The sequence below is a fragment of the Ottowia caeni genome (assembly GCF_050821495.1).
Lineage (GTDB): Bacteria > Pseudomonadota > Gammaproteobacteria > Burkholderiales > Burkholderiaceae_C > Ottowia > Ottowia caeni.
On the sequence record NZ_CP151080.1, the window covers coordinates 2,842,062 to 2,859,320 of the forward strand.

The following is a 17,259-nucleotide window of genomic DNA, read 5'->3' on the forward strand; positions in this document are numbered from 1 at the left end:
CGACAGATCATTGGATGGCGGGCGTTGCCGGCGGCAGGTCTTGCGACGGAGTAAACAGACGCGCCGCGTCCACCGCGTCAAAACACTCCTGCTGGCCGCAGAAGTCGCAACTGACTTCAATGCGCCCTTGCTCGGCAATGATCGAGTCGGCCTCCTCCTGCCCAAGACCGCGCAGCATGGCCGCCACGCGTTCACGGCTGCACGAACAGGCGAAGCGCGGCCCTTGAGCACCGGCTTGTGCGGGAAAACGCAGCACGTTTTCCTCCCAATAAAGACGACGCAAGATGGTGTCGGCATCCAGCTCCAGGAGCTCTTCGCGTTTGAGGCTGCGCGCCAGCAGCGCGATACGGGCGTAGTCGTCTTCCACGCCCTCGCCGCCCTGCCCACTGAAGTCGTCTTCACGTGCCACACTGCTTTGAGACAGATTGGACTCACCCTGCACTGGCAGGCGCTGGATCAAGAGCCCGCATGCCACCTGCTCGTCGGCCGCCAGGATCAGCGTAGTGTCGAGCTGCTCCGATTGACGCATGTAATGCTCGATCATTTCAGCCACAGTCTGCAGGTCTCGGCCGTGCTCGTCGCACAAAGGAACCACGCCCTGATAGGGCTGCATTCCAACGCGTCGTGCCGAAGGGTCGAGCGTGATGGCGCAGCGCCCCTTACCCTGCCGGTTGACCATATCCGGCAACCGCGCACCTGCGTCAACCTGCCCCACCACCGATGCGGTCGCACGCAGGCGCAAGTCGGTCTGCACCTCAGCCACGGCCACTTTCACGGGGCCGTCGCCAAAAATCTGCATGACCAGTGCGCCGTCAAACTTGATGTTGCCCTGCATCAACATGCTTGCCGCTACCATTTCTCCCAGCAATTCGGCCACGGGCGGAGGGTAAGCGCCTGTCTGCGTGTTCGCCGCACGGCGGCGCAAGACTTCCTGCCATGCATCGGTCAGCCGTACGAGCTGGCCCCGGACCGGCAGGCCGTCGAAGATAAATTTATGGAGTTCAGACATTCAATGCAGATCAGGGCTTATGCCCCAAAACCAAGATGCGTGGATAAACCTGCGTGATCATCCACGGTTTTTCATAAACGTAACGGTGAGGCTTCAGAGGCGTTTCAATGTTGCGCGAAACATGCGGGCATTCTCTACGTAATGCTTCGCGCTGGCGCGCAATCCTTCAATTTGTTCAGGGGTAAGCTGCCGAACCACCTTGGCCGGCGTGCCCATGATCATGCTGCCGTCCGGGAACTCTTTGCCTTCCGTGACCAGCGAACCAGCGCCCACCAAGCAATTCTTGCCGATTTTGGCACCATTTAACACCACCGCTCCAATACCAATGAGCGATTCGTCACCAATGGTACAGCCGTGCAGCATGACCTTGTGCCCTACTGTGACATGCTTACCTACGGTAAGCGGCAAGCCACGATCGGCGTGCATGACTGTCAGATCCTGAATGTTGCTGCCCTCGCCGATCGACATGCTTTCGGTATCGCCACGCAATACGCATCCGAACCATACGCTCGCGTCCGGGCCCACCGTCACATGACCCATGACCTCGGCCGATTCGGCAATCCATGCGCTGGGCGCCACCTGCGGGGTTTTCCCGTCTACTACGTAAAGTGCCATCGATAGGTCTCCAATTTGATAGGTTGCAGTGATGATAGGTGCCGGCAGATCCCCTCATGAGCCAGCAACCGGGCATTGTCTCTACAATTTTAGGGATGCCATTGCGTCTTCTGGCCCTCGAGGCTCTTTGCGAACCCGATCCTGAACAAAAACTGAAGCTGGTCGCTGTTCTTTCCGAGCAGGGGCCCCTGCTTTCAGTTGAGGCTGACCTTCAGCTGGAAGCCCCGGGCTCCCTGCCCGGGCGCCCCGCACGACCGGAGTTGATCGAACCCGCCAAGGTACCGCGGCGCAGCGTGCACACCGAGGCAGGCCGCGCTGCGCTCATCCATGCCATCTGCCACATTGAGTTCAACGCCATCAATCTGGCGCTTGATGCCATCTGGCGCTTCCCCCAGATGCCCGAGCCCTTCTACCGAGACTGGCTGCGCGTAGCCGCCGAGGAGGCCTATCACTTCAACCTTCTGCGTGAACATTTACGCGCAAAAATGGGTTACCGCTACGGCGACTTTCCTGCCCACGACGGGCTTTGGAGCATGTGCGAGAAGACTCGGGACGACATTACGGCGCGCATGGCATTGGTGCCGCGCACTCTCGAAGCGCGCGGACTCGACGCCACGCCCCTGATCCAGAAGAAGCTGCGCACCGTTGGCAAACCCGATGCGCTCGCTGCCTGCGACATCCTGGACATCATCCTGCGCGACGAGATCGGACACGTGGCCATTGGCAACCACTGGTATCGCTGGCTTTGCGAGCGCCAGGGGCTTGAGCCAGTTGCACATTACGAGCTTCTGTCACATCGCTATAACGCCCCTCGGATGAAAGGCCCATTCAACAGGTCCGCGCGCCAACGGGCAGGGTTCAGCGAACAGGAGTTGACGGCACTCGAAAATCCAGGCGATCAAGGCTCCCCCGATACGCAACGCCTTTGATACTGAAAACACCACCACCAACAACAACCAACACGCTCGCTCCCAGGCCCTAATGGGAAATCTGGGTTGAACAGGCATCACGCCAGATTTCACGCACGAGCCTGTGCCATTCGCGTGCGAACCGCACATTGTCGAACAATGGGCTCGTAGCGACCTGCTCGCGCAAGCCCCGCCGCAACTGTGCCAGTTCGGGCCACGCCTGGGAATCGGCCAGCGCGACCGCGCGGGCAACATAGGCATCTTCGTCAAAGCAGACCCAGTCTGCCATTCCTGCCGCCGACATGATCTGCTCGCCCTGCCTGCCCAGCATGCCGGGTGTGGAAAGCGTCAACGTGGGAACACCCATCCAAAGGGCTTCGGCGGTGGTGGTGCCGCCCGGGTACGAGAATGTATCCAGCGCCACGTCAATCTCGCCATAGCTTGCAAGATAGCTTGACCTCGGCAGACCTGGTTCCACGCGGAACCGCTCCACCGGCATGCCTGCAGCAAGGAGCCGCTGGGCCAAGGCTTGCCTGTCGTCCTCGCTGGTCTTGGCGCCACAACGGATTCGCCAGCGAGCACGCGACGTACGCTGCGCTATGCGCACCCATGCATTAATGACCCGGTTGTTGATCTTGGGCAGCGCCTGGAAGCACCCAAAGGTTATTTCCCCCAGGCGGAGCGCGGGAAGTTCAGCCACGCTTGGCGCCTGCTGAGGGGCGTGAAGCAATAGCGCGTGTTCGGCATCCGCCAGACGCGTTCGCTGAACCAAGACTCTTCTGACGGAGGCACGCACACCGGATCGGCAATGACCGCCTGCACGGCAGGCAAACCCGTGGTGCCGAAGTAACCAAGCCAACTCACCTGCACGGGGGCGGGCTGACGGGCCAGCACCGCCAGACGGTGGCCGCTGGTCATTCCGGAGAGGTCCAGCAGAATATCGATACGATCTTCGCGGATGCGAGTGGCCAGTTGTTCGTCAGACCAATGCACCACCTCGTGCCACACTGAAAATGCGGGCGCCAGACGTTCGGTGAGTGCGGTCCGTTTTTCTGGTTCGCGTACGCGATCCAGGTCACGCCTTCTTTCTGAGAATGCGCCAGCAATCCCTCGATGAAATACCCTACCGGGTGATCGCGAAGATCCGCTGACAGCAACCCTATGCGGAGCGGGCGATCCGGCTCGTAGGACACCCTCCAGCTGGAAAAACGCTCGTTCAGCGCCGCGTACTGCGCCCCGAGGCGACGCGCCAGCATGGCCAACTGGGCGGGCTCAGGCCTTTCCAGATAATGTTGCGTGAAAATAAACTGTGCTTGTGCAATGACGTGTGTCGGGTCAATCGCGAGCACACGCCGGTAAAGCGCATGGGCAAGATCGAATCTCCCCATGTCAGCGTTGGCCTGCGCCGAGTTGAACAAGGCTTGCACGTGCCTGGGGTCGATGGCCAGCACACGCTCATACCAATGCAGCGCCTGCTCATACTGATTTTCGCTTTGATGAATGGCCCCCATGTTGAGCAACGCCAACGGGTCCCCCGGCTGAAGCGCCACCGCGCGGGTGAAGAATTCGAGGGCCTGCTGCTTGCGCTCAAGCACCCAGCAAGCCCGCCCCAGGTTGGCCAACAAACCAGCGTTTTGAGGATCCGCAGCCAAAAGCCGCTGCCACAGCACCACAGCGTCGGCCATGCGACCATGCTGCGCCAACAGAACCGCCGTCAAATTCTGCACAGCCCCGGCCTTCGGCATCTGGCGCGCCAGCGGCATGATCAGCTCAAGCGCCTGTTCCCAGCGGTTTTCCTGCTGCAGGCGTACTGCTTCAGCGAACGTAGCCTCCCAACCAAGCGGCGGAGAAGATAGCGGAGGTGGCGTGGAACTCACTGGAACGGACGGCTAGAGGGAGAAAAAGACATAGCGTAGCAGGCCCAGCAATGGTCAACCCCGCGGATGATGCTTTGCGTGCAGCGTTTTGAGCCGCTCGCGCGCCACATGGGTGTAGATGGTCGTGGTGGAGATGTCTGCGTGCCCCAGCAGCATCTGTACTGCCCTCAGATCGGCACCATGATTGAGAAGATGCGTCGCAAAGGCGTGGCGCAAGGTATGCGGCGATGGCGGTGCTGCAATACCTGCCTGCATTGCATAGCGCTTGACGAGACTCCAGAACATCACGCGCGACATGGCCGTGCCCGGCTGACTGCCCGAGCTAGTCACAAAAAAATCATCCGTCTGACGCTGACCCAGCAAGGCGGGCCTGGATTCAGAGACGTATCGATGCAGCCAATCGCCAGCCACCTCACCAAAAGGCACCAGCCGCTCCTTGCTTCCTTTGCCAAACACCCGAAGAACGCTCTCGTTGAATCCCACATTGAAGGTTTTTAGCGACACCAGTTCGCTCACCCTCAAGCCGCTCGCGTACATCAACTCAAGCATGGCCCGGTCGCGAAGTCCGAGCAGCGTGTCTGTGTCGGGCGCCTCCAGTAGCGCCTCCACCTGCGCTTCGCTCATGGTCTTGGGCACGCGCAAGGGCTGCTTTGCAGTGAGCAGCTTAAGTGTCGGATCTTGCGAAATCAGACTCTCTCGCAACGCCCAGCGGAAGTAGCGCTTGAACACCGTGAGACGCCGGTTGGCAGAAGTGGCCTTTCCGGCCGCCCGCACGGCGAAGTAACGCTGAAGGTGCTGCTCTTCGGTTTGGGGCAAAGCCAAACTGTAAGTGCCTTGCAGCCACTGCGCGTACAGGGCCAAGTCTCGGCGGTACGCTGCCAAGGTATTGGGAGAGAGGCCGTCTTCCAGCCAGAGCGCATCAACGAAACTGTCGATGGAGGCGTCAGGCGAGCCGACAATGGAAGACGACGGAGTGGGCGGCAGAGTCACGGAGGTGACGATACCAAAAACTTTGGCACCAACTCTGACGGTGCGAACTCTGAAAATCCTGCCAAGCAAGAAAGAGGCGTGACATTTACCCCCGTAGCGAGGAGGACCGCACCCGGCTCAGCACGGCCCCTGAAGACGGATTCCGGGAGCCTCCGGCTCGATCAAAGTGCCAGCTTCTGCTTAGCCACCACCTCTTTGTACACCTCGTACTCGGCCTTGATCTGCGCCGCGAATTCCTCCGGGGTATTGCCGATGATGAGTGAACCGGTCTCTTCAATGCGCTTCTTGACCGCAGGTTCCTCCAGCGCTTTCTTCACAGCCGCATAGACCTTGTCAATGACCTCCTTGGGCGTACCCTTGGGAGCAAGAATGCCGTAGTAGGCCATGCGATTGACGGGTTCCAGCCCCACTTCCTTGAACGTGGGCGTATCTGGCAGTGCTGGCAGCCGCTGCGGCGCTGCAACCACGATAGGCACCAGGCGTTTTTGCTGAATGAATGGTAGCGCCGACGGGAGGTTGTCGAACATGATCTGCACTTGGCCGGCCACCACGTCGTTCAGAGCCGGGCCGGCACCTCTATACGGAATGTGCGTAATGAAGGTACCTGTGAGGCTCTTGAACAACTCGGTCTGCAGATGGCCGATGCCGCCCGCACCCGAAGATGCATAGGAATGCTTGCCCGGCTCTTTCTTGACCAGCGCCAGGAAGCTCTTGAAATCATGCGCTGGGAACTTGGGGTTCACGGCAATGATGTTCGGGGTAGCCGCCACATTGGTAATCGGAATGAAATCAGTGACTGGGTCATAGCCGATTTTCTTGTTGATAGCCGGGTTGGACGCGGTGGTGGAGACCGTAGCCACACTCAAGGTATAGCCATCAGGTGCCGCGCGTGAGGCTTCGACTGCACCAATGGCGCCTCCCGCTCCAGCCTTGTTGTCGACCACCACGGTTTGCCCCAGCGCTCTGCCCAGCGGTTCCGAAAGCACCCGGGCGATGATGTCCGTGGTGCCTCCAGGCGCGAACGGCACAATCAAGCGGATGGGCTTGGTCGGGTAGGCTTGTGCGAAGGCTGAGCCACCCGCAAACACGACTGCCGTGGCAGCTAGGGCGATCAGAGTACGACGATGCATGGGTGGTTTCCTGGGATCTCGTGAAAGTAAGCCACATCGTAAAACGCTCTGCCACGTGCAAGTGCTGAGGATTTCCCTAAGAGCCTGTTCAAAGTGACTCCACCAGCAAACATTGAACACTCTCTATGAAACCCGCATCTTGCGGCTATTCTCTCGGCCGTGAACTACGCGCAACTGCTCATCCCTGATTTTTCGCTGATCCTGATTGGATACCTGCTTTGTCGCTACACCCCGCTGAATCGGCCGGTTTGGCAGTCCGCAGAGGCATTGGTGTATTTTTTTCTGTTTCCGGTGCTGCTGTTTCAATCCATCACGCGCACCCCGCTCGATATCGGGGCTGCATCAAGCTTGATGGCCGCTGGTGCGCTGCTGACTCTGAGCGGCATCGTCCTGGCTGCGGCTTTGCCACGACTACCCCTGCTGCGCCGCCATATCGAGCCACGCGCGCACGCGGCTAGCGCGCAGGTGTCATTTCGCTTCAATTCATTCATAGGATTGGCGCTGGCCGAGCGGCTGGCCGGCCCGCAGGGGTTGCAGCTGATTGCGGTGCTGATCGGCGTCTGCGTGCCGCTTTGCAATATTGCGGCAGTGTGGCCGATGGCCAGACACGCAGGACGGGGCATGCTGGGTGAGCTGCTGCGCAACCCTTTGATCATTGCCACAATATCCGCGCTTACGTTCAACCTGCTGGGATTTGAAGTACCGGAATGGCTTTCCCCATCGATCAACCGCATCGGAGCGGCCTCCATCGCTCTGGGATTGATGGTGGCCGGCGCTGGCCTGAAGATTTCCAGCCTCGGTAAAGCCAAGGCGCTCACCGCAAGCCTGCTGACCATACGCCATCTGCTCATGCCCCTGAGCGCGTGGCTGCTGGCTCACGCCTTCGGCCTCGGCAAAGCTGAAACTCTGATATTGCTGGGTTTTTCGGCGCTTCCAACGGCCTCAAGCTGTTACGTGCTCGCCGCACGCATGGGCTATGACGGCAACTATGTTGCTGGCTTGGTCACGCTCTCCACCGTATTGGGCGTGCCTAGCCTCTGGCTGGCCCTCGGCTGGCTGGTTTGATTACCAATCCTAAATCCGGATCTAGGATCATCCTAGATCCTGCAAAAAAGGTGGCACTAGGGATGCCCTGCATAACCCTCGCGAGTCGGTGGTAGTGCGGATCGGGATGAGGTGCAAGGCGTCTTTTTGCAGCCAATAGCCCAGCTATTGGCAAGAAAAGCAACGCAGCAGATCGCCCGAGGCCGTGCTGCCACAGACCGCAGGGAGTTATGCAGGGCATCCCTAGACTCCAATTCGCATGAGAAATATGGCTCAAGTCTTTATCCTGACATGATTTTTTTTGCTCTTTAGGTTGACGGGCAGCGCGTTTCGCTATGAAAATAGCAGCGTACGGTGCCGCAGTTCGGGCACTTTATTCGACACATGCCTGCAAACGCCGCCTACCTAACGCTCAAGAGCCCACCTCACGTGCTCGCGCACCAGGGGTTCCGGGTGCTCTGCACGCTCGGTGAGCGCGGCCCTCAAGGATTCGCGGCGCGGGTCAGATGCGGGCAGTACCGCCAGAGCATTGCCCAGCGCCACTGCAATGTTGCGCAGCCATCTCACATGGCCTATGCGCCTAATGGGGCCACCCTCAGTGCGGCGCAGAAATTCTTCCTCGCTCCACCTGAAGAGCTGGGTCAGCTCCTCTCCAGCCAAGCCCTCGCGGGCGTCAAAATCAGGCAAAGCGCTTCGCTGGGCGTACTTGTTCCAGGGGCAGACAAGTTGGCAATCGTCGCAGCCGTATATGCGATTTCCCAGCAGCGGACGCAACGCCTCGTCAATGGGGCCCTGGTGCTCGATGGTCAAATACGAAATGCAGCGCCGCGCGTCCAGTCGCTGCGGCGCCAAAATGGCCTGAGTGGGACAAACATCCATGCAGGCTTGGCAACTGCCGCAGTGCGAACTCACGGCTTCGGTCGGCGGCAACGCCAAGTCCACGTAGATTTCGCCCAGGAAGAACGCAGAGCCGGCTTCGCGAGAGAGCACGAGCGTATGCTTGCCGCGCCAACCCTGCCCGCTCCGCGCCGCGAGCTCAGCCTCAAGAACCGGAGCCGAATCCGTAAACACCCGATGTCCAAAGGGGCCAATGGCCTCTGCAATGCGCGCCTGCAGCTTCTGCAAGCGCCCACGCAGCACCTTGTGGTAATCACGTCCCCTTGCATAAAGCGAAACAATGCCCTCGTTCGGCCGGGCGAGACGCGAAAATTCAATCGCTTGCCAGGCGTCCGGCGTGGCGCGCGGCAAGTAATCCATTCGCGCAGTTATCACGCTTACCGTGCCGGGCACGAGTTCTGCCGGCCGTGCACGCTTCAGTCCGTGCGCCGCCATGTAGTCCATCTGGCCGTGAAAACCGTTGTCCAACCAGGCTTGCAGGCCTGCCTCAGCGCTGCCCAAGTCAATGCCGGCCACCCCGATCTGGGAAAATCCCAGGTCGCTGGCCCACGCGCGAATTTGCGCCACAAGAGAAAGAGGATCGATCTGACTGCCTTGCCAAGTCACCCGCCGATTGTAGGAAACCCAGTAAGCCTGGAAAGCTCGCCCACCATGAGTTGCATTTGGCGCGACGAAAACGAGACTGCCGCCTTTGCGCAGCGCTTGGCCAGGCTGCCCGCCTTGCGTTCAGCCTATTTGGAGCTGCACGGCGATCTGGGTGCTGGCAAGACGACGTTCGTGCGTCATCTGCTTCGGTCACTGGGCGTGGCTGGTCGTATCAAAAGCCCTACTTACGCCGTGGTCGAGCCCCATGAGACTCCGGACGGTTTGTCCATCTGGCACTTTGACTTCTATCGCTTCAGCGATCCGCGTGAATGGGAAGACGCCGGTTTTCGGGATCTGTTCGCCGCCCCAGGACTGAAGCTGGCCGAATGGCCGGAAAAAGCGGCTCCGGTTTTGCCCCCTGCGGATTTGATCCTGACCATGGCCGTGCTACCGAGCGAAGCGCGCAGCGTCAACCTGCGCGCATCTACGCCGCTCGGACTGGAACTGATGGAGGGTCTCCGCTCATGAAGCGCCGACAACTTCTCCATTCAGGCGCCATCGTGCTGCTGCTCGGCTCGCATCAGATTGCGAGGGGCGCGGGCATTGTGGCCGTGCGCATCTGGCCCGCAGAGGACTATTCGCGCGTTACGATCGAATCTGACAGCGCGCTCGTAGCCACACACAAAATGATCGGTTCACCGCCGCGCCTGGCGGTGGACATTGAGGGGCTCGACCTCAACCCCTCGCTGCGCGAGTTAGTCGCGAAGGTACGTGCAGACGATCCCAATATCGCCGGCATTCGCGTGGGTCAGAACGCGCCGCGTGTTGTACGCCTGGTCGTCGACCTCAAACAACCCACGAATCCCCAGGTGTTCACGCTCGCGCCGGTGGCAGCGTACAAGCACAGGCTTGTGTTTGACCTATACCCGCAGAACCCTCCCGATCCACTCGAAGCTCTGATCGCCGAGCGAATGAGGGAACTGGGCCGGCCATCGGCTCCGCCAATGGAAACGGCATTAGCGCACACAACGCCGCCTGCCCCGCCGGGTGACATGCTGGGTGAGCTCATCGCCAAACAGATTGAGCGTGCCAACGTCATCTCGCGACGGCCTGACGGACCGCCTGCGCGCATGCCGGTGCCGGCACCAAAGCCCGCAGATACCACCGTTGCCTCACGCACTCCCAGGCCAGAACCTGAGCGGCCCAGCACTGATCGACTGATCATCATCGCCCTTGACCCCGGGCATGGTGGCGAAGACCCTGGCGCCATTGGCCCCAATGGCACGAGGGAGAAAGACATTGTGCTGAACGTAGCACTCAAGTTGCGCGATCGGATCAACAACAGCGTTGTGGGTGGCAATCCGATGCGCGCCTTCCTCACCCGAGATGGCGATTTCTTCGTGCCGCTGCATACGCGCGTAGAGAAGGCCCGCCGCGTCGGAGCCGATCTTTTTGTGAGCATTCATGCCGATGCATTTACCCGCCCCGAAGCAAAGGGTGCCAGCGTCTATGCGCTGAGCCAGGGTGGCGCGTCGAGCGCGGCGGCACGCTGGCTAGCAAACAACCAGAACGAGGCCGACAAGATCGGAGGCATCAACGTCAACGCCAAGGACGCCCACGTGCAGCGCGCGCTCCTGGACATGAGCACCACGGCCCAGATCAACGACAGCCTCAAGCTCGGCAGTGCCATGCTGCGCGAAATTGGGGGCGTAGGCCGTTTACACAAGCGGCACGTTGAGCGTGCGGGATTTGCCGTTCTAAAGGCGCCAGACATCCCCAGTGTTCTGGTCGAAACTGCTTTCATAAGCAACCCCGAGGAAGAAGCCAAACTGCGCACAGAGGCCTACCAGAACGACCTGGCCAATGCGTTGGTGGCTGGAATCCAGAAATACTTCGCAGCCAACCCACCCCTGGCGCGCAACCGCACGGTATGAGTATGAAAGGCCGTTGTCCTACACCCCTACCGACCGAATAAAGATAAAGTCAGTTTCATTCTCCAAAGGTTTGAGCGGAACTCCTTTCATACAGAAAGGCTTCCGCTCTTTTCTTTGGGTACTGGTTTCTTGGGGCACATGTGCGCGGTCTGATACCCGCGTGAGAAGGCGGGCTATTTGCATTTGCCGGCCGCCGGGTCACACTTTGCAAAAAAGCATAGAGGAGTACACATGGCGCTGCCCCATCTCAAGTCCGGCCAACTAGGCAACACGCTACCGCTGGGTACTGCCCTCGCACACACCACCTCGCATGCACTGCTAAAAGCATCGCAGCTCGAAGTCATCCGTGTGGTGCTGCTGGCAGGCAAGAGCATGCCTGAACACAGGGTTTCCGGGGAAATCACGGTCCAATGCATTGAAGGCACCGTCGAGTTTATCGCTGGCACCGACATGCACCTGATGCGGGCCGGAGACTTCCTTCACCTTTTGGGCGGCATACCTCATACCCTCACGGCGCGGGAGGATTCCTCGGTGTTGGTAACTATCTGTCTCTGCCCGCCTGCCTAGGACACACGGGCTTGGAGCGTGTTCACACTCAACTGACTAGTCGTTGATTCGAGGTGAACACCCTCTGTAGCCACGCCGACTTACTTCAGGAGGCGGCGGCTTGCTTTTCAGAACGCCCGGCGCGCCAGCCTCCGTAGATGGCGATCAGTCCCGGCACAAGAATCAACGCCCAGACGATCTTGCTCAAATTAGCCTGAACCCACGGCAGGTTGCCGAACAAATACCCGGCCGTGCAGAGTCCCAGCACCCAGATCAACGCCCCGGTGACGTTAAAGAAAGTGAACTTTGCCCGGTTCATCTCGGCAACACCAGCCACAAATGGCACGAAGGTGCGAATGAAGGGCATGAAGCGCGCCAAGATCACGGTAACGCCGCCGTAGCGTTCATAGAACGCATGGGCCTTGTCAAATGCACGGCGGTTGAAAAAGCGGGAGTTCTCCCACTGGAATACCTTCGGCCCGAAATAGCGCCCGATCATGTAATTACATTGATCTCCCAGAATGGCTGCCACCAAGAGCACAGCACAAGCGGTCGGCAAGCTAAGTAAGCCGGCGCCCGCCAGAGCCCCCACCACGAACAGCAGCGAATCACCCGGAAGAAAAGGCATCACCACCACCCCCGTCTCGACGAAGACGATGATGAAAAGCAAGGCATAGACCCAGGGTCCGTAGTGCGCCACAAAGGCGGCCAAGTGTTTGTCGACGTGCAAAATGAAGTCAACTAAGTACATCAGTATTTCCATGGACGCGGATTATCACCCGGCTCGGAGGCAGTGACCTGGCAGTAGCGTGTCGACAGGCCTTCGCTACCCCCTGGAGGATGACCTGCACAGAAAGTCCGGACAAAGCAGCGCGCCAAGTTAACCCCCTAGAATCTCACGGTGCACACCACTCCCTCATCGCCCGCAGAGCCGGCTAGCCGGCGCCCGATTCGTGAACTCCCCGACGAACTGATCAGCCAGATTGCCGCTGGCGAGGTCGTGGAACGGCCCGCTTCTGTGGTGCGCGAGTTGCTGGACAACGCACTGGACGCAGGCGCACAGCACATCACAGTGCGCCTCGCGGCAGGCGGCGTTCGCCTGATATCGGTGGAAGATGACGGTGCCGGTATCGCGCCAGATGAATTGCCCATAGCCCTGAAACGCCATGCCACCAGCAAGATCTCCAATTTGCTGGAGCTGGAATCGGTCGGCACCATGGGGTTTCGTGGTGAGGCCTTGGCCGCCATCAATTCGATTGCTGAAACCACGATACTTTCACGCGTCGGCGGTCAGCCGAACGCATTTTTCCTGGACGGCCGCACAGGCGAGCTCAGGCCCGGTGCGCGCGCCTTCGGCACCACCATAGAAGTCAAGGAACTGTTCTTCAGCGTGCCGGCCCGGCGCAAGTTTCTCAAGACCGACGCGACCGAACTGGCTCACTGCCTCGAGTCCGTGCGTCGCCAGGCGCTGGCACGACCCGATGTCTCCTTCACGGTCTGGCATGAAAGCAAAGTCCTTGAACAATGGCGCAGCCACCCTGGGCCGGAAGGCCTGGCGCAGCGGCTGGGCGATGTGCTGGGAGAAGACTTTCTCGAAGGGTCTTTGCCTGTCGATTACCAAGCGGGGCCACTGCACGTCACGGGCCGCGTCGGGGTGCCTGACCTGTCCCGCTCACGCCCCGACCAGCAGTTTGCATATGTGAACGGCCGCTTCGTGCGCGACAAGGTCATCACGCATGCAGCTCGCAGTGCATACGAAGACGTTTTGCACGGCCAACGCCAGCCGGTCTATGTGCTCTACATCACCATAGACCCCACGCGCGTGGACGTGAACGTGCACCCCACCAAGATCGAGGTGCGCTTCAGAGACAGCCGTGAAGTGCATCAGGCCGTGCGCCGCGCCGTGGAAAACGCCTTGGCCGCCCCGCGCGCAAATCAAGCCGGTGCGGTGACCAGCAGCGCTCCGGGAACGACTTCCTGGGCATCTGCCTCACCGCTCGCCGAGGCGCCGCCTTCGCAGCAAGCCAGCGTGAGCTTCCCTCGGGCATTTGATCGGGCCACGGAGGCCCAGGAGCCGCCCTCCTCCAGAGATTTCAAGCCATTTCAGCAGTTCCGGCCCAGGCAGGTTTCCATGGATCTGGGCACCTCCGCAAAACACGCCATGGAAGATCTGCGCCTGCTTTGGGCGCCGGAGGGCGCTAATGAAAAAGCCCCCAGACTACGATCTCCACTTTGGTGCCGCACGCCGAGCCCACCCAGACCACTGCCGCAGAGGCCCCGGGTGATGGAGCCAGCCAGCCACATGAATGGCCACTGGGCCGTGCCATCGCGCAGTTACATGGTGTCTACATCCTCGCAGAAAACCACGCGGGCTTGATCATTGTCGACATGCACGCCGCGCATGAGCGCATTGTCTACGAGCGTTTAAAGAAACAACTGGAAGGCGCAACAATTTCAAGTCAGCCACTTCTGATTCCGGCCACCTTTGCGGCCACGCCGCATGAAGTGGCCACAGCGGAATCGTGCACCGAAGTACTGGGCCGGCTGGGCCTGGACATTGCCCCTTTCTCTCCCAAGACGCTGGCAGTTCGCGCAGTACCCACCACACTGGCGTCAGGCGATGCGGTAGAGTTGGCGCGCAGCGTGCTGGCCGAATTGGCTCAGCACGAAGCCAGCACCGTTGTAGAACGTGCCCAACACGAATTGCTGGGCACCATGGCTTGCCACGGAGCGGTGCGCGCCAACCGGCGGCTGAGTCATGAAGAAATGAACGCCCTGCTGCGCCAGATGGAAGCAACAGATCGATCTGATCAGTGCAACCATGGCCGCCCCACATGGCGGCAACTCACCATGCGCGAACTGGACGGATTGTTCCTGCGTGGACGGTAAAAATTCTGCCAGGCCCATGACGCCTTACGTGATCGCCATACTGCTGACGCTGCTGCTGGGCATTCAGCCAGTGACGACTGACGCTTATCTTCCCGCACTGCCTTCCATACAAGAGGGGTTTGCCGCCTCCATTACGCAGGTACAGTTTACGTTTACCGGCCTGCTGCTGGCGTTTGGCATTTCGCAGCTGGCCTGGGGTTCGTTGTCCGACCGATGGGGCCGCAAGCCGGTACTGCTCTGGGGAATGGGGCTTTACACGCTGGCTTCGGTCGGAACCGTGCTCTCCCCCGACATGAACTGGCTGATCGCCTGGCGCGTACTGCAGGGCGCAGCCATGGGCGCTGCCGTCATGTGTGCGCGCGCCATCGTGCGCGACCTGTATCAGCCACTGGAAGGTGCCCGGATGATGTCCAGAGGGCTCTCGGGTCTGGGAATTATTGCGGTCATGTGCGCACCCCTGGGCAGTTTGATGACAGAACTACTCGGCTGGCGCGCAGCGCTGTCTATTCCTGCACTTTTCGGAGCAGGCACACTGGTGCTGCTGGCATTGCGTTTCGAGGAAACCCTGGCTTCGCCCAACCTGCATGCCTTGCAGCCTGGCAAGCAACTGGCTTCGTGGGCACAGATCGTTCGACACCCCACTTTCGTTGCCTATTCAATACTCTCGACGGCCTCCTACCTGGCGTTGTTTACGTTTCTGGCTACATCGCCTTTCTTGTTACTGCGCGTGATGGGCGTCTCCGGGGCGGGTTACGGGTTGATCATGGCGACGCTGTCTGTGGTGTACATCGTGGGCACCTTCATGTGCCGCCGCCTGCTTTCGCGCTGGGGTGTGCGCCGTACCGTGGCCATGGCGGGCGGTATAACGGCAACCGCAGGATTACTGGTCGTTGCGCTCGCTTTCCTAGGCTGGGGCAAGCCTTGGTATGGCGCATGGGCACTGGTGCTACCTCAAGCGCTATTTTTGCTCGCGCATGGGGTACACCAGCCTTGTGCTCAAAGCGGGGCAGTCGGTCCGTTTCCACAAATGGCCGGAGCAGCCTCTGCACTGAACGGTTTCTTCATGATGTTGATGACTTTTCCCATGGGACTCTGGATGGGCAGCGCCATGGACGGCACGTCGCGCCCCATGGCGCTTGGCATGGCATTCTGGTGCACCATCATTGCCCTTACTGCCTGGACACTGGTACAAAAGCATGGCGAACCTGCACGTCACTAACCCTCACATCCGGGCCATAGGACTGGCGGGGCCCACAGCCAGCGGCAAGAGCGCGCTGGCACTCGCGCTGGCGGACGCTCTGGGCGCCGAAATCATCAGCGTGGATTCGGCTCTCGTCTATCGCGACATGGATATTGGCACCGCGAAACCCACCCTCGCGGAACGCGCCGCCGTGCCACACCATCTGATCGACATCCGTGATCCGGCTCAGACCTACAGCGCCGCAGAGTTCGTGGCAGACGCCGAGCGCCTGATCGACGACATCCGGGCTCGTGGGAAACTTCCTTTGCTGGTGGGCGGAACCATGCTCTACTTCAAGGTGTTGCTGCAGGGCGGGTTGGACACTCTTCCACCTGCAGACCCGAACGTGCGACGACAAATAGAACAACAGGCTGCCGAGCAAGGCTGGCCTGCCGTGCACGCCGAACTTGCCCGTGTAGACCCTGTAACGGCGGCGCGCTTGCCGCCTGGCGACACCCAGCGCATTCAGCGAGCTCTGGAAGTCTGGAAACTGACCGGCAAACCGCTTGCGAGCCTGCACACCACAAAGCTGACCGAAGCTAAATCAGGTCAATGGCAGGCTATACCGCTATTCTCGCTGGAACCTGCAAGCCGCACCTGGCTTCACGAGCGCATAGCCCATCGCTTCGACACCATGCTGGCAGAAGGCTTTCTCGACGAAATGGCGGCATTACGTGCACGCGACGACCTCAAGCCTGATCTGCCCTCGATGCGTTGCGTAGGCTACAGACAGGCATGGGAAGCGCTTGACGGCGAGTATCCCCTGGCGGAGCTGCGCGAGCGCGGCATTGCCGCGACGCGCCAACTTGCCAAGCGGCAGCTGACCTGGTTACGTAGCATGCCGCTACGCCACGTGCTGCAGGCAGACGCACCAGAAGTGGTGAAGCAAGCTGTGGAGGCAGTTCGCCGCGTCATTGACGCCGCTTATGCCCCAAATGCCAACGGTGCCACCGGTGCCACCGTTGGTGTTACTCAATAGCAAGGCGCTGAGAACCGTTGGCCTGCTTCTTATTCAGCGTGAGAGTGAGCACGCCAGAGTCATACTTGGCCTTGGATGTTGCCTGATCGATATCTTGCGGAAGCTGGAAACTGCGTGACACCGCGCCGAAATAGCGCTCGCTTCGTAACACTTTTTCGCCTTCGGTCTGGCTGTCTGCCTGCTTGATCTCCGCGCGCAGCGTGACCACGCTCCCGTCAATCGAGACATGGATATCCTCCTTGGCTACGCCAGGAACCTCCGCCTGCACCACATAGGCGGCGTCAGTCTCTTTGACATCGATTTTGATCTGCGCGGCGGAGGGTAGTGGATCACCATGCAGAGGCTTAATAAAGTAACCTGGCGCAAATTCCTTGAAGATATCGTCGAACAGGCTGCCACGTGTAAGTTGGGATGCCATAAGTCTCTCCTTCATGAAAATGATGGGTCTAAGCTATCGATGAGAGCAATCACCCTCACGACACATATGATGCGAATGCCTTTGCCAAATTTCAAGGCCCATCACTCCCCCGAGCGGTTACCTGCTTGATCTACCGCAAATTCAGGGATAGGCCTCGCTCAACACGATCAGGGCAATCCGTGGGAAAATTGCCTATTA

Annotated in this window: 17 protein-coding genes and 1 pseudogene; 8 read left to right on the top strand and 10 right to left on the bottom strand. The window is 60.0% G+C overall.

All coding sequences use genetic code 11. From position 1 onward, the window contains the following. Positions 1-7: 7 nt before the first annotated feature. On the bottom strand, positions 8-1,009 hold the full coding sequence (locus tag AAAK34_RS13475; RefSeq protein ID WP_231695946.1) for an Hsp33 family molecular chaperone HslO: 1,002 nt from the start codon (positions 1,007-1,009) through the stop codon (positions 8-10). 93 nt (positions 1,010-1,102) lie between these two features. Continuing rightward, positions 1,103-1,624 (bottom strand): gamma carbonic anhydrase family protein, encoded by a 522-nt coding sequence (locus tag AAAK34_RS13480; protein ID WP_231695945.1) that lies wholly within the window; start codon positions 1,622-1,624, stop codon positions 1,103-1,105. 95 nt (positions 1,625-1,719) lie between these two features. On the opposite strand from AAAK34_RS13480, the gene AAAK34_RS13485 reads away from it, so the two are divergent. Continuing rightward, a complete protein-coding gene (locus tag AAAK34_RS13485) occupies positions 1,720-2,553 on the top strand; it encodes a ferritin-like domain-containing protein (protein ID WP_431777377.1) in 834 nt (277 codons plus the stop codon). 49 nt (positions 2,554-2,602) lie between these two features. On the opposite strand, the gene AAAK34_RS13490 is transcribed toward AAAK34_RS13485, so the two are convergent. The 5 genes from AAAK34_RS13490 to AAAK34_RS13510 form a co-directional block, all read right to left on the bottom strand. Further along, entirely contained in the window at positions 2,603-3,232 is a 630-nt protein-coding gene (locus AAAK34_RS13490) for a hypothetical protein (RefSeq protein WP_431777378.1), read from the bottom strand. After that, the gene (locus AAAK34_RS13495) at positions 3,196-3,450 is read right to left on the bottom strand and encodes a hypothetical protein (protein ID WP_431777379.1); all 255 of its coding nucleotides are present in this window, start codon (positions 3,448-3,450) and stop codon (positions 3,196-3,198) included. Before AAAK34_RS13495 ends, AAAK34_RS13490 begins: the two co-directional genes overlap by 37 nt. After that, a complete protein-coding gene (locus AAAK34_RS13500) occupies positions 3,447-4,409 on the bottom strand; it encodes a tetratricopeptide repeat protein (RefSeq protein ID WP_431777380.1) in 963 nt (320 codons plus the stop codon). The genes AAAK34_RS13495 and AAAK34_RS13500 overlap by 4 nt, the downstream gene beginning before the upstream one ends. Before the next feature lie 54 nt (positions 4,410-4,463). Next, positions 4,464-5,369 (bottom strand): site-specific tyrosine recombinase XerD, encoded by a 906-nt coding sequence (gene xerD / locus AAAK34_RS13505; protein WP_431778023.1) that lies wholly within the window; start codon positions 5,367-5,369, stop codon positions 4,464-4,466. A 191-nt stretch (positions 5,370-5,560) separates the two neighbouring features. Beyond that, positions 5,561-6,529: a tripartite tricarboxylate transporter substrate binding protein BugE gene (locus tag AAAK34_RS13510; RefSeq protein WP_231695942.1), complete on the bottom strand. Its 969-nt coding sequence runs from the start codon at positions 6,527-6,529 to the stop codon at positions 5,561-5,563. Between the two features lie 159 nt (positions 6,530-6,688). Between AAAK34_RS13510 and AAAK34_RS13515 the strand changes: the two genes are divergently transcribed. Continuing rightward, on the top strand, positions 6,689-7,594 hold the full coding sequence (locus tag AAAK34_RS13515; protein WP_231695941.1) for an AEC family transporter: 906 nt from the start codon (positions 6,689-6,691) through the stop codon (positions 7,592-7,594). A 384-nt stretch (positions 7,595-7,978) separates the two neighbouring features. On the opposite strand, the gene queG is transcribed toward AAAK34_RS13515, so the two are convergent. After that, complete coding sequence (gene queG, locus AAAK34_RS13520) at positions 7,979-9,076, bottom strand: tRNA epoxyqueuosine(34) reductase QueG (RefSeq protein ID WP_431777381.1); 1,098 nt, start codon at positions 9,074-9,076, stop codon at positions 7,979-7,981. Here queG and tsaE point away from each other — a divergent pair. The 3 genes from tsaE (at position 9,056) to AAAK34_RS13535 (ending at position 11,556) form a co-directional block, all read left to right on the top strand. After that, positions 9,056-9,583 carry a tRNA (adenosine(37)-N6)-threonylcarbamoyltransferase complex ATPase subunit type 1 TsaE gene (tsaE, locus tag AAAK34_RS13525; protein WP_431778024.1) on the top strand — a complete coding sequence of 176 codons (528 nt, stop codon included), beginning with the start codon at positions 9,056-9,058 and terminating at the stop codon, positions 9,581-9,583. The two genes, queG and tsaE, sit on opposite strands and share 21 nt — an antisense overlap. Next, positions 9,580-10,989, top strand: coding sequence for an N-acetylmuramoyl-L-alanine amidase (locus tag AAAK34_RS13530; RefSeq protein WP_231695939.1), 1,410 nt, complete (start codon positions 9,580-9,582; stop codon positions 10,987-10,989). The genes tsaE and AAAK34_RS13530 overlap by 4 nt, the downstream gene beginning before the upstream one ends. Before the next feature lie 231 nt (positions 10,990-11,220). After that, a complete protein-coding gene (locus AAAK34_RS13535; RefSeq protein ID WP_231695938.1) occupies positions 11,221-11,556 on the top strand; it encodes a cupin domain-containing protein in 336 nt (111 codons plus the stop codon). An 85-nt stretch (positions 11,557-11,641) separates the two neighbouring features. Here the strand turns inward: AAAK34_RS13535 and AAAK34_RS13540 are convergent, their stop codons facing one another. Next, complete coding sequence (locus AAAK34_RS13540) at positions 11,642-12,298, bottom strand: DedA family protein (RefSeq protein ID WP_231695937.1); 657 nt, start codon at positions 12,296-12,298, stop codon at positions 11,642-11,644. A gap of 138 nt (positions 12,299-12,436) precedes the next feature. Here AAAK34_RS13540 and mutL point away from each other — a divergent pair. The 3 genes and pseudogenes from mutL to miaA all read left to right on the top strand — a co-directional run bounded on the left by mutL (position 12,437) and on the right by miaA (position 16,643). Next, positions 12,437-14,424: pseudogene (gene mutL, locus AAAK34_RS13545) on the top strand (DNA mismatch repair endonuclease MutL). A 16-nt stretch (positions 14,425-14,440) separates the two neighbouring features. Further along, positions 14,441-15,643, top strand: coding sequence for a multidrug effflux MFS transporter (locus tag AAAK34_RS13550; RefSeq protein ID WP_231695935.1), 1,203 nt, complete (start codon positions 14,441-14,443; stop codon positions 15,641-15,643). Continuing rightward, complete coding sequence (miaA, locus tag AAAK34_RS13555; protein ID WP_231695934.1) at positions 15,621-16,643, top strand: tRNA (adenosine(37)-N6)-dimethylallyltransferase MiaA; 1,023 nt, start codon at positions 15,621-15,623, stop codon at positions 16,641-16,643. Before AAAK34_RS13550 ends, miaA begins: the two co-directional genes overlap by 23 nt. Here miaA and AAAK34_RS13560 read toward each other — a convergent pair. Then, the gene (locus tag AAAK34_RS13560) at positions 16,633-17,061 is read right to left on the bottom strand and encodes an Hsp20/alpha crystallin family protein (protein ID WP_231695933.1); all 429 of its coding nucleotides are present in this window, start codon (positions 17,059-17,061) and stop codon (positions 16,633-16,635) included. The two genes, miaA and AAAK34_RS13560, sit on opposite strands and share 11 nt — an antisense overlap. Positions 17,062-17,259: the final 198 nt, after the last annotated feature.

Excerpts from the sequence above, each read along its gene's own strand:
- AAAK34_RS13495 (WP_431777379.1), bottom strand. The coding sequence starts at position 3,450 with ATGACCAGCGGCCACCGTCTGGCGGTGCTGGCCCGTCAGCCCGCCCCC.
- miaA (WP_231695934.1), top strand. The coding sequence starts at position 15,621 with ATGGCGAACCTGCACGTCACTAACCCTCACATCCGGGCCATAGGACTG.
- AAAK34_RS13480 (WP_231695945.1), bottom strand. The coding sequence starts at position 1,624 with ATGGCACTTTACGTAGTAGACGGGAAAACCCCGCAGGTGGCGCCCAGC.
- AAAK34_RS13530 (WP_231695939.1), top strand. The coding sequence starts at position 9,580 with ATGAAGCGCCGACAACTTCTCCATTCAGGCGCCATCGTGCTGCTGCTC.
- AAAK34_RS13485 (WP_431777377.1), top strand. The coding sequence starts at position 1,720 with ATGCCATTGCGTCTTCTGGCCCTCGAGGCTCTTTGCGAACCCGATCCT.
- AAAK34_RS13550 (WP_231695935.1), top strand. The coding sequence starts at position 14,441 with ATGACGCCTTACGTGATCGCCATACTGCTGACGCTGCTGCTGGGCATT.
- AAAK34_RS13475 (WP_231695946.1), bottom strand. The coding sequence starts at position 1,009 with ATGTCTGAACTCCATAAATTTATCTTCGACGGCCTGCCGGTCCGGGGC.
- AAAK34_RS13540 (WP_231695937.1), bottom strand. The coding sequence starts at position 12,298 with ATGGAAATACTGATGTACTTAGTTGACTTCATTTTGCACGTCGACAAA.
- AAAK34_RS13560 (WP_231695933.1), bottom strand. The coding sequence starts at position 17,061 with ATGGCATCCCAACTTACACGTGGCAGCCTGTTCGACGATATCTTCAAG.
- AAAK34_RS13535 (WP_231695938.1), top strand. The coding sequence starts at position 11,221 with ATGGCGCTGCCCCATCTCAAGTCCGGCCAACTAGGCAACACGCTACCG.
- AAAK34_RS13510 (WP_231695942.1), bottom strand. The coding sequence starts at position 6,529 with ATGCATCGTCGTACTCTGATCGCCCTAGCTGCCACGGCAGTCGTGTTT.